Source organism: Streptomyces sp. A18 (genome assembly GCF_059026065.1).
On the sequence record NZ_JBWLKL010000016.1, the window covers coordinates 1 to 14843 of the forward strand.

The following is a 14843-nucleotide window of genomic DNA, read 5'->3' on the forward strand; positions in this document are numbered from 1 at the left end:
AACCCCATCGCCGCGATGGCGGGCAGCCGCTCGGCGGCGGTGCGCAAGGTGCCTGACTTGGGCGGCGCGCCCTCGCGGACGATCGCACCCTCCGAGCGCGGGAAGAACTCGTACCAGGCCCCGAACAGCGCCCGCTCCCGCTCCACCAGCAGCGGCAACGAAGCGCTCTCCGTGAGGCGTTCGCGCAGCGGGTGGGCCGACAGGAGCGCGCGCACCTCCGGCGCCGTGGCCGCCGCCAGACGGTCCAGCGGGGTGCGGGCGTCGTCGCACAGCAAGCCGAGCGCCGCGCGCAGGGTGGAGCGCGCCGCGTCGTCGGGCGCTTGGGTGACGGCACGGTCGAAGAGCCGGATCCCCTCTTCGAGGGTGACGCCTGTGTCCACGTCGGCATGCACCTTGATCACCGCGTCACGCTGCCAGGCGGCCATGGGGTCGGTCCATGCCTCGACGGTGAACGTCCAGCGGCCGATCGAGTCAGGCGTGACCTCGGCGGCCCAGCGGTCCGTGCCCGGCGTCGGCTCCCGCATGGCCCGGCGCCGCGTGGTGTGGCCGTCGGGTGCGCGCAGGACCGCATCGGCGCCGACCACGCCGGAGCCCTCGACGAACACGAGGGCAGTGACCTGGACGGGTTCGCCCACGACCGCCTTCGCGGGGCGTTCGCCCCGGTGGACGCAGGGCCGTACATCCTCGATGGGGATGCGGACATGACTGGGGTCCACCGACATGCTGTCCACCTCCGGGGTCGTCCGGTGCGCGTTGGGCCTCGCGGCTTCGTTCCGTGCGTTCTCGTTCCTTGCGGCTTCGTTCATCGCGTCAGTCGTCCCCGGGCGGGGCGCGGCGGGTGTTCCGCGGCCTCGGCCGCCTCCCGTCCGCAGCGCGCGCTCGTCGCGGCGCAGAGCGCGGCCACGGCGTCCTCGAAACGGGCCCGGACCGCCGGATCGTCGGGGGAGGCGAGGAAACGGCGCTGCCAGGCGCGGTACCTCACCAGTTGCCGATCCACGTCTTCTGTGGCGCGCTCCGGTCGCATCGCACCATCGCCTCCTGGGCTCCGTGGCGGTGAGACCGGGTGGGCTCGGGGGGCCGGTCACGGAGGGGGAGTGATCCGTCACAGCAGGTTCTCTCCCTCACTCATGGTGCGAGGTGAAGCGGGTCCCGTCCTGTTGAGCGCGTAGTGACCGACCGATCACTCTCGTGTTGCACGAATGGAGTAGAGGGGTGAGGCTGGTTGCTGACTCTCAAGCGATCTCCGCTCACGTTCCGTGCGCATGGCTCGTCCGAAGCGACGGAGCGCGAGCTCCGCGGTGAGGAGCAAGAACGATGAACCACCACGCAGTGCCCCGCTACTACCACATCGACGTGGACCTGATGCCTGAGCGCGTCGCTCACGTGCGGCGCATCCTGGCCGCCCACCTGCGGTACTGGGGGCTGGAACAGCTCGTACCCGACGTGTCCCGTGGGCTCGGTCTCCTGCTGGAACCGGCCGCACGGAACACCTCAGCGGTACGGACCGCGATCGAGACATGGTGGACCGGCCAGCACCTGATCACCGCCGTCTCACACGACGATCCGGCCGCTGCGGGGGAACACCGTGTCGACCCGCACCACCTGAGCCAGATCGCGGCGCTCAGCGACGGGTGGGGCAGCTGCACCGCCGAGGATCAGCACATCGTGTGGTTCTCGCTGCGCAGCCGTACGGAGCTTCGCGAACCCCTGGTCCCCAAGGGCCCCGCGCCCATCACGATCGAGGCGCGGCCCTTGCCCCGCGCCCTTCCGGAGCCCGTCGGCGTGGGCGTGCCGGAGCGGACCGAGCTCATCGAGGTCGCCGAATCCGAACCTGCCTGACCGGGTCATGTGCGGCGGGTGCGCTCCCGAAAGGGCGCGCACCCGCCGCATGCCCGATGGTCGGACCAGGGGACGACCAGGGGACGACGACGGGAGACCTTGTGCGCGTGTGGACCGGCCGCCCTTTCCCGCTGGGTGCCACCTATGAGGGTGACGGGACGAACTTCGCCCTGTTCAGTGAGGTGGCGGAACAGGTCGACCTCATCCTCCTCGACGAGGGCGGCGCCGAGCGGACCGTGACGCTCACCGAGGCCGACGGCTCGGTCTGGCACGCGTATCTGCCGGACGTCGGCCCCGGGCAACGCTACGGATACCGCGTGCACGGCCCGTGGATGCCCGCCGCCGGCCATCGCTGCGACCCGGAGAAGTTCCTCCTCGACCCTTACGCCAGAGCGGTGCACGACCTCCGCGACGACCTCTGCGACGACCGGCCGCCGAAGGACGCGCCCGCCCACGGGGCGACGTCCCGCGACGGCGTCGGGCAAGCCGCGCTGTGCGGTGTCGTCGTCGATCCGGCGTTCGACTGGACCGGAGACAGACCGCCCTCGCACGCCTACGCCGACTCGGTCATCTACGAGACGCACGTACGCGGACTGAGCCGCACGCACCCAGACGTGCCCGAAGAGCTCCGCGGCACCTACGCGGGCCTGGCCACACCGGCCGTCCTCGATCACCTGACCTCCCTGGGGGTCACCGCGGTCGAGCTGATGCCGGTGCACCAGTACGTGCAGGACGGGTTCCTGCTCGACAAGGGCCTGTCCAATTACTGGGGCTACAACACGATCGGATTCTTCGCGCCGCATCACACCTACGCGGCCCATGGAACGCTGGGGCAGCAGGTCACCGAGTTCAAGTCCATGGTGAAGGCCCTGCACGCGGCGGGCCTCGAGGTGATCCTCGACGTGGTCTACAACCACACGGCGGAGGGCAACGAGAACGGCCCCACCCTCTCCTTCCGCGGCATCGACAACGCGTCGTACTACCGGCTGTCCGACGACGACTTCAGCCGCTACTACGACACCACGGGGACGGGCAACAGCCTGCTGATGCGTCACCCCAACGTCCTTCAGCTGCTGATGGATTCACTGCGTTACTGGGTCACCGAATGTCACGTCGACGGATTCCGCTTCGACCTGGCCGCCACCCTCGCCCGGCAGTTCCACGAGGTGGACCGGCTCTCGGCCTTCTTCGACCTCATCCAGCAGGATCCCGTGATCAGCCGCGTCAAACTGATCGCCGAGCCGTGGGACCTCGGCGACGGCGGCTACCAGGTGGGCAACTTCCCACCCCTGTGGTCCGAGTGGAACGGGAAGTACCGAGACTGCGTCAGGGACTTCTGGCGCGGGCGCGACCAAACCCTCGCGGAGTTCGCCTCACGGCTCACGGGCTCCGCCGATCTCTACCAGCGCGACCGGCGCCGTCCGCGCGCCAGCGTCAACTTCATCACCGCCCACGACGGTTTCACGCTGCGCGACCTGGTCTCGTACGACACCAAGCACAACGAGGCCAACGGCGAGGGGAACCGGGACGGTGAGAGCAGCAACCGGTCCTGGAACTGCGGGGCCGAAGGCCCCACGCGCCATCCGGAGGTCCGCGCCCTGCGCGCCCGGCAGCAGCGCAACTTCCTCGCGACGCTGATGCTGTCCCAGGGCATTCCGATGCTCGGTCACGGCGACGAACTGGGCCGCACCCAGCTCGGCAACAACAACGCGTACTGCCAGGACAACGAGACGGCGTGGATCGACTGGGACCTCGACGAGGAACGCGCGGAACTGCTGGACTTCACCCGCCGTGTGGTGGCGCTGCGCACCGCACATCCGATCCTGCGCCGCCGCCGCTTCTTCCGTGGCGACACCGTCACGCGCCGGGGCGAGCCGCTGCCGGACCTGGTCTGGCTGCGTCCGGACGCCGCGGAGATGACGACGGCGGACTGGGGACGGCCCGACGCGCACGCGGTCGCCGTCTTCCTCAACGGCGATGCCATCGCGGAACCGGACCGCGTCGGCAAGCCCGTCGTGGACGACTCATTTCTCGTCCTGTTCAACTGCTACTGGGAGCCGATGGAGTTCCGGCTTCCCGACGCCGCGTACGGATCGTCCTGGACGACGCTGCTCGACACGACCGAGTCCAGCGGCCTGCCGGACGAGACGGAGCACAAGGCCGAGACGACCCTGAGTGTGGGCCCGCGGTCCCTGGTGATTCTCTCCCGTCCCCCGGGCAGGTGACGGGGGCGGGTCACCGGTGGTCCAAGTCCACTTCGAGGTCGTCCGTCTGCGTCCAGAAGCCCTCGTCCGCGTCCTGCAGTCGGGACGCGGCGTGCTTCATGTGACGGCGTACGGCGCTGCGGGCCGCGCCCGCGTCGCCGGACTCGATGGCCGCCAGGATCGCGTGATGCTCCACCCGGACCGCCTCGATGAAGTCGTCGCGGCGCGCCTCGTTGGCCCGCGTGACGCGGATGCCGCCGCGCATGACCTCACCCAGATACCGCACGGTCGAGACCATCACTGGGTTCCCGGTCGACTCGGCGATCGACTGATGGAACGCCAGGTCCTCGTCCACGCCGTCACCGCCGCCCGCGACCGCCTCGTCGATCGCGGCCAGCGACTGGCGCATCCGGGTGACGTCGTCCGGCGTGGCCCGGGTGGCCGCCAGCGAGGCCGCCTCGCCCTCCATGGCGCGGCGGACCTCGACGATCTGCATGACCTTGGACTTGGTGCCGGAGGCCTCGGCCTCCAGGTCGAGCGGCCGGGTGCGCCGGGGCATGACGAACACGCCCCGGCCCTGGCGCGGTTCGACCAGGCCCGCGTTGCGCAGCCGGGAGACGGCCTCGCGGATGACGGTGCGGCTGACGCCCAGTTGCTTGACCAACTCGACCTCGGTCGGCAGCTTGTCGCCCTCCGCGAGACGTCCGGACTCGATCTCCTCCGAGAGGATCGCGGCGACCCGGTCCGCGAGCCGTATGGGGCCACTCACCTTGGAGAACATGCTCGTCAGTCTATCCGTCAGGGCCTGACCGACCCGGCCGCGGGCAGCGCACCGCCCGCGACGGCCTCGGGATGGTCCTCGACGTACGCGCGGACGACCGACTCGAAGCTCTCGTCCGGCCGCAGGCCCAGCGCCGTGGCGCGCGCGTTGTCGAAGACAGCCGGCCACGAACCGACGATGGCCTCGACGGCGGGGTCGGGCGCGAGGGTCACGAGGTCGGCCACGGCGTCTGTGGCCACCCGGCGCAGCGTGTCGAGCATCTCCGCGACCGTGACCGTCAGCGCGGGCAGGTTGACCGGAATCCCGCCCACGAGACTGCCGGGGCCGCTGCCGCGTTCGGCCTCGGTGATGCGCAGGATCCCCTCGACCGTGCGCCGCGGCGAGGCCAGGGCGACCCGCAGGTCGGGGCTGACCGGGCAGGTGGCCGGCAGTCCCGCGAGGGGCTCGCGGATGATGCCGGACAGGAAGCTGGAGGCCGCCGCGTTGGGCTTGCCCGGCCGCACCGACACGGTCATCAGGCGCGCCACGCGTCCGTCGACGAAGCCGCGGCGGGTGTACTCGGCGACCAGTTGCTCGCAGATGCGCTTCTGCGTCCCGTAGCTGGACTGCGGCGTGGGCACCGTCGACTCGCTGACGACCTCGGGCAGTGGCAGCGCGGCGTCGGAGCCGTAGACCGCGACGCTGCTGGAGAACACCACACGGGGCAGGGGGCCGCCGGCGGCCGTCTGCGCGCGGGCGGCGTCGAGCAGTGCGCGGGTGGTGTCCAGGTTGGCGCTCATGCCGAGGTCGAAGTCGGCCTCGCACTCGGAGGAGACCGCCGACGCCAGGTGGATCAGGACATCCACCGGCTGCGCGAAGATCTCGTCGAGGTGCTCGCTGAGGTCGCCCTGGACGACGTCCACCAGCGGGTCGGCCGTCAGCGGCGCCCCGGCCGGCACGAACCGGTCGGCGAGCACAAGACGGTCGATGGGTGCACCGCACAGGGTCCGCCGCCGCAGCAGGGCGTCGGCGACCTGCCGTCCCAGGAAGCCGAAGCCACCGGTGATGACGATCCTCATGCGCGTTCTCCTCGGTAGTTCTTGAGCCAGCCGAGTCCCTCGCTCGTACCGGCCCGTGGGTTGTACTCGCAGCCGATCCACCCGTCGAAGCCCAGCTCGTCGATGACGTCGAACAGGTGGCGTACGTCGAGTTCGCCCCGGTCGGGCTCGTGGCGGTCGGGCACGCCCGCGATCTGCAGATGGCCGACGCGGCCGGTGGGCAGGTCGCGTCGCAGGGTCGTGGTGAGGTCGCCCTCCACGATCTGGCAGTGGTACAGGTCGAGTTGCACCTTCAGGTTCGATGCGCCCACCTCGCCTACGATCGCGTGGGCCTCGGCCTGCCGGTGCAGGAAGTAGCCCGGCATGTCACGGCCGTTGATCGGTTCGATCAGGATGTCGACGTCCACGGCGGCGGCCCGCCCGGCGGCCCAGGCCAGGTTGGCCAGGTAGGTGGCGCGGTGCGCGGCCTGCTGGGTGGGCGTCGCCTGCGGCGGCAGGAGACCGGCCATCACGTGCACCTGGCCGCAGCCGAGCGCCGCGGCGTACTCCAGCGCCTGCTCGATCCCGGCGCGGACCTCGGCCTCGCGGCCGGGCAGCGAGGCGATGCCGCGCTCACCGGACTCCCAGGCGCCGGGAGGAGCGTTGAACAGCACCTGGCGCAGGCCGTGTTCGTCGAGCCGGCGGCACAGTTCGGCGGCTTCGTAGGCGTAGGGGAAGAGGTACTCGACGGCTTCGAAGCCGTCCGCCGCTGCCGCGGCGAAGCGGTCGGGGAAGTCGTGCTCGGTGTACATCATGGACAGGTTCGCGGCGAACCTCGGCATGCTTGCTCCTGTGGTGGGGCCAGGGCCAGGGCGGCCAGGTCCAGTCCCGGTCATCGGTTGACGACGTTCTTCTTGGTGGTGAGTACGGCTCCGGCGCCGATGACGAGGCTGAAGGCCAGGACGTACATCGGTATGGAGGTCGAGCCGGTGGCGTCCTTGAGCCCGCCGATCATGTACGGGCTGACGAAGCCGGCCAGGTTGCCCACCGAGTTGATCAGGGCGAGCCCCGCCGCCGCGGCGGTGCCGCCGAGGAACGCGGTGGGCAGCGACCAGAACAGCGGGGCACAGGTGAGCACGCCGGCCGCGGCGAAGGACAGGGCGATCAGGGAAAGCACGGTGGACCCGCTCACGCCGGCGGCCATGGAGAAGCCGACGGCGCCCATGAGGCTGGGGACGACCAGGTGCCAGCGACGCTCGCGGCGCTTGTCGGCGGAGCGTCCGAACAGGTTCATCGCGATCAGTGCGGCCACGAACGGGATGGCGCTGAGCACGCCGATGGTGAGGGTGTCGTCGATGCCGGTCGACTTGACGAAGGTGGGCATCCAGAAGGTCAGGGCGTACTGGCCCATCACGAAGCAGAAGTAGATGAGGCACATCAGCCACACCTTGGGGTCGCGGAAGCCGTCCCACACGCGGCCGTGCTTCTGGTGCGCGGTGTCCCTGGCGATCGCCGCCTCGACGACGTCCTTCTCCTCCTCGGAGAGCCACTTGGCGCTGCGCACGTTGTTGTCGAGGTAGAACACCGTCGCGACACCGATGAGGAGCGCCGGAATCGCCTCGAGCAGGAACATCCACTGCCAGCCCTGCCATCCGCTGACTCCGTCGAACGTGTCCATGATCCAGCCGGAGAGCGGGTTGCCGAAGATGCCGGCCACGGGGATCGCCGACATGAACATCGCGATCACGCGGGCCCTGCGGTGGGAGGGGAACCAGTAGGTGCAGTAGAGGATCACACCCGGGTAGAAGCCTGCCTCCGCGGCGCCGAGCAGGAAGCGGAGCACGTAGAACATCGTCTCGTTCGTGACGAGCGCGAACGCGGCCGAGACCAGACCCCAGGTGATCATGATCCGGGCGATCCAGGTGCGCGCTCCGATGCGCTGCAGCATCAGGTTCGATGGGACCTCGAAGAGGAAGTAGCCGATGAAGAACAGACCGGCACCGAGGCCGTACGCCGCCTCGCTCAGACCCAGGTCGTCCGACATCTGCAGCTTCGCGAAGCCGACGTTGACGCGGTCCAGGTAGGAGAAGACGTAACAGAGGATCAAGAAGGGGACGATACGCAGAACGACCTTGCGGAACACGGCGTTCTCACGGGCGAGGTCGGGGGTCTCGACCGTGGTGGTGGGCGTGGACATGCGGAATCCTTACTGCGGCTCAGGGGATTCTCCGACGGGCGGTGCGCGATCACCAAGAGGCGCCGAACACGGCCTTGAGTTCGTCGAGAGCGGGGGACGGGAGCGGCTCGGGGCGACGGTCGGTCAGGAGCCAGAGGCGCGCCGTCTCCTCGAGTTCTTCGAGGACGGCGAGAGCGGATGCGGCGTCCGGGCCCCAGACCACCGGGCCCAGACGGTCGAGCAGTACGGCCCTGATCGGCGTGCGTCCCGCGGCACGATCAGCGATATGGCCGGTCACCAGGTCGGCCACGCGGGGATCGCCCGGCCGGTGATAGGGGATGAGCGGGACGTGCCCGACCTTCATGACGTAGTACGGCGTGAGGGGTGGGAGCACGTCGTCCTGACTCCACACGCCGGCCAGGGTGAGCGCGACGAGATGCGTGGAGTGGGTGTGGATGACGAACCGTGCCGTGGGGTCGGCGGCACAGATACGCCGGTGCAGGGTGAGGGTCTTGCTGGCGCGGTCGCCCGCGATCTGCTCGCCCCCGGCGTCGACCAGGGCCAAGCGGTCGGCGTCCAGGAAGCCGAGCGCGGCATCGGTGGGCGTGATCAGGTGGGACGCGCCGACGCGCGCGCTGATGTTGCCGGCACTGGCGTGGACGTAGCCGCGGGCGAACAGGCTGGTGCCCACCCGGACGATCTCGGCGCGCGCCGCGTCCACGTCGTCCATGGCAGGAGCGGGGATCTGGGTCATGCGCTCTCCCCGTCGAGGTGGGCGAAGGCCGTGGTGAAGAAGTCGGGGCTGCCGAAGTTGCCGGACTTCAGCGTGATGTGGAGGGTGTCCCCGCCGGGCAGGGTCGCCGCGCACCACGGCACACCGGGGTCGATCTGCGGTCCGATGCGCAGGCCCGCAAGGCCAAGGGCCTGGACGACCGCGCCCGAGGTCTCGCCGCCGGCCACGACGAGCTGCCGGACACCCAGCTCGACGAGCCCCTGGGCGACGCGGGCCAGGGTCTGCTCGACGAGCTCACCGGCCTCGGCGACACCGAGGCGGCCCTGGACGCTCTTGACCGCGTCGGGTGCCTCGGTGGAGTAGACGAGCACCGGTCCTTCGGCCAGATGCGCGGCGGCGTAGGCCAAGGCCTGTCCGGCCACGTCCTCGCCGGCCGCGATCCGCAGCGGGTCCACGTTGAACGCGGGCCGGCCGGCGCCCAGGAACTCCTGGACCTGCCCGTTCGTGGCCGTGGACACCGACCCGGAGACGACCGCCTGACGGCCGCCGCACGGGGGCAGTCGGGTGGCGGCAGGCGACGGCCGGAACCCCCAGTTCGCGGGCAGGCCGATCGCCAGACCGGAGCCGGCGGTCACCAGCGGCAGGTCCTTGACCGCCGCACCGAGCCGTACGAGATCGTCGTTGGAGACGGCGTCCACGATCGCGGCGCCGACGCCGTCCTTGCGCAGCGCGTCGACGCGCTCCTTGATGGCCCCGGCACCGGCGGCGACCACGGTGTGGTCGATGAGACCGACCGGGCGGGCGGTCTGCGCGCCGAGCACGGACACCAGGTTGGAGTCGGTCATCGGCGTCAGCGGGTGATGGCGCATGCCGCTCTCGCCGAGCAGTACGTCGCCGACGAAGAGATGCCCCTTGAAGACGGTGCGCCCGTTGTCGGGGAACGCCGGGGTCGCGACCGTGAAATCAGTGCCGAGGGCGTCCATCAGGGCCTCGGTGACGGGGCCGATGTTGCCGGCCCGCGTCGAGTCGAAGGTCGAGCAGTACTTGAAGTAGATCTGTTCCGCGCCCGCTGAGCGCAGCCACTCCAGCGCGCGCAGCGAGGCCTCAACGGCATCGGGGGCCGGGACGGTCCGCGACTTCAGCGCGATGACGACGGCATCCGCGTCGACCGGCTGCTCGGCACCTGCCTCCGGTACGTCGATCAGCTGGATCACGCGCATGCCCGCGCGCACCAGGTTGTTGGCCAGGTCCGTGGCGCCGGTGAAGTCGTCGGCGATGCAACCGAGTCGGATTCCCATGGGTCAGGCCTCTTCCTGCTCGGGCAGCTCGATCCCCGGGAAGATCTTGATCACCGCGCTGTCGTCCTCGCCGCCGAGACCGGAGGCGGACGCCTGAAGGAACATCTGATGGGCGGTGGCCGCCAGGGGAAGGGGGAACTTCTCCGGCCGGGCCGCGTCGAGCACGAGACCGAGGTCCTTGACGAAGATGTCGACCGCGGAGAGCGGCGTGTAGTCCCCGGCGAGCACGTGCGCCATGCGGTTCTCGAACATCCACGAGTTGCCCGCGCTGTGGGTAATGACCTCGTAGAGCGCGTCGGCGGGCACACCCGCCTTGATGCCCAGCGCCATCGCCTCGGCCGCCGCGGCGATGTGCACGCCCGCGAGGAGCTGGTTGACGATCTTGACCTTGGAGCCGATCCCGGCCTCGGCGCCCAGGCGGTAGACCGTGCTGCTCATGGCTTCGAGCACCGGGTCGGCGACCGCGTACGCGGTGGGGGCGCCCGAGGTCATCATGGTGAGCTCGCCGACGGCCGCCCGTGCGGCGCCTCCGGAGATGGGAGCGTCCAGATAGAGCACACCGCGCTCGGCCAGGCGCCGCTCGAGTTCGGCGGACCAGGCGGGGTCGGCCGTGGAGCACATGACGTAGACGGAGCCCGGGTGCAGCCGCTCGGCGGCGCCGTCGGGGCCGAAGAGGACCGACTCGACCTGGGCCGCGTTCACCACGACGCCGACCAGCACGTCGACCGAGGACGCCAGCTCACCGGCGGAGGCGAAGGCCGTGCCGCCGTCCTCGGCGAAGGCCGAGGCGGCTTCGGGGCGCAGATCGTGGACGCCCACGTCGAAGCCCGCGTTACGCAGGCTGCGGGCCATGCCGAGCCCCATGGCTCCGAGCCCCACCACGCCTACGCGCGGCCGTGCCGGCCTGTCCTGGTCGTTCATGCCCATCCTCGTCTCGCTGTGCTGTGCCGTCCGGGGCGCGGCCCGGCTCTGAATCCGTGCGGCGATCGGGTCATATGATGACCTGAGGATGTGGGATGGCGCACTGTGATGCCAGTCACATTCTGATCGTGTGCCGGTAGCTTGATCGGGTGCATGGCGGAGGGCGCACAAGTGCCGCTCTCCGGGCGCCACTTGATGTCTTGTCAGGCGGGAGGGCTCGGCACTCACATCGGGGTCACGACGAGCCGGACCATGCCGTCGTGCGGCGAACGCGCCTCCGCCTCCCAGGCGGCCCGCTGCTCGGGCGTCATCTCGTAGGTTCCGTTCGACTCGAGGTACTCCTCCGAAATGCCGTCGACGACATCCGGCTCGGCCCGGCCGCGAATGAGAAAGATCTTGGGCGGGTGGTCACGTGCACCACGAAGAACGCATCGTCTGATCGTTGCCGATGCTGGTCCGAGCAGCCGTGCGGTCAGCCCGTGGCCGGCCATGGGGCCGCCGACAGGGGCGCTCAGAAGTGCACCTGCCCCATGCCGACGAACCACCTGGCCGACACGGCGGCGACCTCGTCCAGCGCTCGCGGTTCCTCGAAGGGATGCGTGGCATCGGGGATCACGCGCAGTCGGCTGAGGGTGCGTAGCCGGTTGGCCGCTTCCCGGTTGAGTCGGAGGGCCTCGGTGTCGCGTCCCCCCGCGAGCAGCAGGACAGGCGCGTGCACATGGCCGAGCACCTCGTCTCCGGCCAGGTCGGGGCGTCCGCCGGGGCAGACCACCGTGTCCACGAGGCCGGGCCTGGCGGCCGCGGCGCCGAGCGCGGCCGCAGCTCCCGTGCTCGGGCCGAAGAGTCCGAGCGGCAGATCGGTGAGGTGGGCCGCGAGCCAGTCCACGGAGGTGATCAGCCGGTGCGTCAGCAGATCGATGTCGCCGCCCGCTAAGCGGCCGGTCGATCCGTCGGCGGGCGTTTCGTCCGCCGTTTCGTCGGCGGTGACCAGGTCGATGAGAAGCGTCCCGAGTGCGGTGCCGTGCAGGGTGCCGGCGACGGCCCGGCTGCGGGGGCTGCGCCGCGAGCTGTCGCGGCCGTGGGCGAGGATGGCGACGCCGAACACTGTTTCCGGCAAGGTCAGTTCACCGATGAGTGCCCCCTCGCCGTTGGGCACGGTGACCGTTCGGGACAGCATGGGACCTCCGGATTCCGGTGGCAGAGTGAACGTCCGGGTACCCCGGGTGGTCTTCACTACGCGGCTCCGGCCTGGTTCTGGTCAACGGGGCGCGCCCCGCGCCATGCGCCGTCCCGGACGAGGCCCGGCCTCCGGCCACGTACCGCTGGTGCCCGGGCAGCACGGCCAGATCTCACAAAGAATGATCCCTGCGCGAGATCTCAAAAAGAATGTCGACGGCGATGTCGAGAACCGGTGACCGGCTCCGTCCCCGTAGTGAACGCGACCACAATGGGTCGCACCAGTACCGAGGAGAACACGATGGCCAAGTACCTGCTCCTGAAGCACTACCGCGGCGCCCCGGCATCGGTGAACGACGCCCCCATGGACCAGTGGACGCCGGAGGAGATCTCGGCGCACATGAAGTACATGAGTGACTTCGCTGACCGCCTCGTGGAGACCGGCGAGTTCGTCGACAGCCAGGCGCTCGCCCCCGAGGGGACGTTCGTCCGGTACGACGGCGAAGGCAGCCCGCCGGTCACCGACGGACCCTTCGCCGAGACCAAGGACCTCATCGCCGGCTGGATGGTCATCGACGTCGACAGCTACGAGCGCGCCGTCGAGCTGGCCGGGGAGCTGTCGGCCGCCCCCGGGGCGGGCGGGAAGCCGATCCACGAGTGGCTGGAGCTGCGCCCGTTCCTGGCTGCCTCGCCCTGCATCACGGAGTGACCTCGCGGATGAACGAGGCCTTGGTCAGGAGCCTCACACCGAGCGTGCTCGGGACCCTCGTCCGCCGCGGAGCCGACTTCGCGGCGGCCGAGGACGCCGTCCAGGACGCGCTGGTCGAGGCCGTGCGCGTCTGGCCGGACGAGCAGCCCCGGGACCCGAAGGGCTGGCTGGTCACCGTGGCCTGGCGCCGCTTCATCGACGCGACGCGGGCGGACACCGCCCGCCGCAGGCGCGAGGACCGGGTCGACGAGGAGCCGGCCCCCGGTCCTGCTCCCGCCGTCGACGACACGCTCCAGCTGTACTTCCTGTGCGCCCACCCCTCCTTGACGCCGTCTTCCGCGGTCGCGCTCACGCTGCGAGCGGTCGGCGGTCTCACCACCCGGCAGATCGCCCAGGCCTACCTGGTGCCCGAGGCGACCATGGCGCAGCGCATCAGCCGGGCCAAGCGCACGGTCTCCACCGTGCGGTTCGACAAGGCCGGAGACGTCGCCACCGTGCTGCGCGTCCTCTACTTGGTCTTCAACGAGGGCTACTCCGGCGACGTCGACCTCTCCGCCGAGGCCATCCGGCTCACCCGGCAGCTCGCGGCGGCGATCGACCACCCAGAGGTGGCGGGGCTGCTCGCCCTCATGCTGCTCCACCACGCCCGGCGTGCGGCCAGGACCGCGCCGGACGGCAGCCTGGTTCCGCTTGCCGAGCAGGACAGGAGCCGGTGGGACACGGCCTTGATCGCCGAGGGCATCCGGATCCTGCAGGCGGCCCTCGCCCGCGACCGCCTCGCCCAGTTCCAGGCGCAGGCCGCCATCGCGGCGCTCCACGCCGACGCTCCCACCGCGGAGGAGACCGACTGGGTGCAGATCGTCGAGTGGTACGACGAGCTCGTGCGCCTGATCGAAAGCCCGGTCGTCCGGCTCAACCGCGCGGTGGCCGTCGGCGAGGCCGACGGGCCGCGGGCGGGCCTGACGGCGCTTGCGGAGCTGGACGACTCACTGCCCCGCCACCGCGCGGTGGCGGCGTACCTCCACGAGCGGAACGGCGAGTTGACGACGGCGGCACGGCTGTACGCCGAGGCGGCCAAGGAGGCCCCCAACCTCGCCGAGCGTGACCACCTGACGCGCCAGGCCGCCAGGCTCAATGCCCGCCGGAGTGGCTGAGGGTTCGCGCGGACATCTGCACGCGTGTTCATTACGGTGAAAGCACACGAATCGCCGTGAACCCCCGTGAACCTCCGTGCCCCCCCGTGAACCCCCGTGAACTCCAGTGAACGCCCATGAACCCCGTGAATGGAGCCCTCCCGTGGCACGTGCCGCCTTGTTCGACGTCGACGGAACGCTCGTCGACACCAACTACCTGCATGTCACGGCCTGGTGGGAGGCCTTCCGGCAGGCCGGTCACCGGGTGCCGATGCGCGCCGTGCACCACGCGATCGGCCTGGGCGGCACCGACCTGATCGCGCGTCTCCTGGGCGAGACCCGCGATCGGGACCAAGACCAATCCATCAGCGACTCGCACAAGACGCTCTACGGCACCCACTTCGACCGGCTCGAAGCCTTCGAGAACGCGGGCGAGCTGCTGCGTTCCCTCGCGGGGGAGGGGTGGACCATTGTCCTCGTCACCTCCGCGGGCGGCGCCGAACTCGACGCGCTGCGCGCCGCCGTCGACGCGGACGACGCGATCGCCGCGACGGCCAGCGCGGACGACGTGGACGAGGGGAAACCCGCTGCGGAGCCCGTCGCTCACGCGCTCGAACTGGTCGGCGCGAACGCGCGGGACAGCGTGCTCGTCGGCGACTCGGTCTGGGACATGCAGTCCGCACGACGCGCGGGGGTCACACCCCTGGCCGTGCTCAGCGGTGGTATCCCCCGCGAGGACCTCTCCCGGGCAGGAGCGGCGGAGGTGTACGACGACACCGCCCACCTGCTGTCGTCGCTGGGGAGCAGTGTGTTCGCTGTCTCCGGGACGGCCGCGGCAGGGGGCAATTGACAGCAAT

16 protein-coding genes are annotated in these 14843 nt (G+C 70.6%); 5 read left to right on the top strand and 11 right to left on the bottom strand.

Annotation, left to right across the window (positions count from 1 at the left end; translation table 11 throughout):
• A partial coding sequence (locus AC5P1C_RS23935; RefSeq protein WP_493867963.1) for a maltotransferase domain-containing protein occupies positions 1-806 on the bottom strand: 806 nt, incomplete at its 3' end.
• Positions 803-1024 carry a DUF5133 domain-containing protein gene (locus tag AC5P1C_RS23940; RefSeq protein WP_493867964.1) on the bottom strand — a complete coding sequence of 74 codons (222 nt, stop codon included), beginning with the start codon at positions 1022-1024 and terminating at the stop codon, positions 803-805. The genes AC5P1C_RS23935 and AC5P1C_RS23940, both read right to left, overlap by 4 nt.
• 290 nt (positions 1025-1314) lie before the next feature.
• Here AC5P1C_RS23940 and AC5P1C_RS23945 point away from each other — a divergent pair, with 290 nt between their 5' ends.
• A complete protein-coding gene (locus AC5P1C_RS23945; protein ID WP_493867965.1) occupies positions 1315-1839 on the top strand; it encodes a pep a2 in 525 nt (174 codons plus the stop codon).
• Positions 1840-1895: 56 nt separating this feature from the next.
• Positions 1896-4064: a glycogen debranching protein GlgX gene (gene glgX, locus AC5P1C_RS23950; protein ID WP_493867966.1), complete on the top strand. Its 2169-nt coding sequence runs from the start codon at positions 1896-1898 to the stop codon at positions 4062-4064.
• Between the two features lie 10 nt (positions 4065-4074).
• On the opposite strand, the gene AC5P1C_RS23955 is transcribed toward glgX, so the two are convergent.
• The 9 genes from AC5P1C_RS23955 to AC5P1C_RS23995 all read right to left on the bottom strand — a co-directional run bounded on the left by AC5P1C_RS23955 (position 4075) and on the right by AC5P1C_RS23995 (position 12145).
• Positions 4075-4824, bottom strand: a complete 750-nt coding sequence (locus tag AC5P1C_RS23955; protein WP_493867967.1) for a FadR/GntR family transcriptional regulator — start codon at positions 4822-4824, stop codon at positions 4075-4077.
• Between the two features lie 17 nt (positions 4825-4841).
• Positions 4842-5882, bottom strand: a complete 1041-nt coding sequence (gene denD, locus AC5P1C_RS23960) for a D-erythronate dehydrogenase (RefSeq protein WP_493867968.1) — start codon at positions 5880-5882, stop codon at positions 4842-4844.
• A complete protein-coding gene (gene otnI, locus AC5P1C_RS23965) occupies positions 5879-6682 on the bottom strand; it encodes a 2-oxo-tetronate isomerase (RefSeq protein WP_493867969.1) in 804 nt (267 codons plus the stop codon). The genes denD and otnI overlap by 4 nt, the downstream gene beginning before the upstream one ends.
• Positions 6683-6732: 50 nt before the next feature.
• Positions 6733-8037, bottom strand: a complete 1305-nt coding sequence (locus AC5P1C_RS23970; RefSeq protein WP_493867970.1) for an MFS transporter — start codon at positions 8035-8037, stop codon at positions 6733-6735.
• A gap of 49 nt (positions 8038-8086) precedes the next feature.
• Complete coding sequence (locus AC5P1C_RS23975) at positions 8087-8770, bottom strand: class II aldolase/adducin family protein (protein WP_493867971.1); 684 nt, start codon at positions 8768-8770, stop codon at positions 8087-8089.
• Entirely contained in the window at positions 8767-10047 is a 1281-nt protein-coding gene (otnK, locus tag AC5P1C_RS23980) for a 3-oxo-tetronate kinase (RefSeq protein ID WP_493867972.1), read from the bottom strand. The genes AC5P1C_RS23975 and otnK overlap by 4 nt, the downstream gene beginning before the upstream one ends.
• Positions 10048-10050: 3 nt before the next feature.
• On the bottom strand, positions 10051-10968 hold the full coding sequence (gene ltnD, locus AC5P1C_RS23985) for an L-threonate dehydrogenase (RefSeq protein ID WP_493867973.1): 918 nt from the start codon (positions 10966-10968) through the stop codon (positions 10051-10053).
• Positions 10969-11192: 224 nt separating this feature from the next.
• Positions 11193-11459, bottom strand: a complete 267-nt coding sequence (locus AC5P1C_RS23990; protein ID WP_493867974.1) for a hypothetical protein — start codon at positions 11457-11459, stop codon at positions 11193-11195.
• Positions 11460-11479: 20 nt separating this feature from the next.
• Positions 11480-12145, bottom strand: a complete 666-nt coding sequence (locus AC5P1C_RS23995; protein ID WP_493867975.1) for a dienelactone hydrolase family protein — start codon at positions 12143-12145, stop codon at positions 11480-11482.
• Positions 12146-12445: 300 nt separating this feature from the next.
• Here AC5P1C_RS23995 and AC5P1C_RS24000 point away from each other — a divergent pair, with 300 nt between their 5' ends.
• The 3 genes from AC5P1C_RS24000 (at position 12446) to AC5P1C_RS24010 (ending at position 14836) form a co-directional block, all read left to right on the top strand.
• Positions 12446-12853, top strand: a complete 408-nt coding sequence (locus AC5P1C_RS24000; protein ID WP_493867976.1) for a YciI family protein — start codon at positions 12446-12448, stop codon at positions 12851-12853.
• An 8-nt stretch (positions 12854-12861) separates the two neighbouring features.
• Positions 12862-14007 carry an RNA polymerase sigma factor gene (locus AC5P1C_RS24005; protein WP_493867977.1) on the top strand — a complete coding sequence of 382 codons (1146 nt, stop codon included), beginning with the start codon at positions 12862-12864 and terminating at the stop codon, positions 14005-14007.
• Positions 14008-14149: 142 nt separating this feature from the next.
• Positions 14150-14836 (top strand): HAD family hydrolase, encoded by a 687-nt coding sequence (locus AC5P1C_RS24010; RefSeq protein WP_493867978.1) that lies wholly within the window; start codon positions 14150-14152, stop codon positions 14834-14836.
• Positions 14837-14843 lie beyond the last annotated feature (7 nt).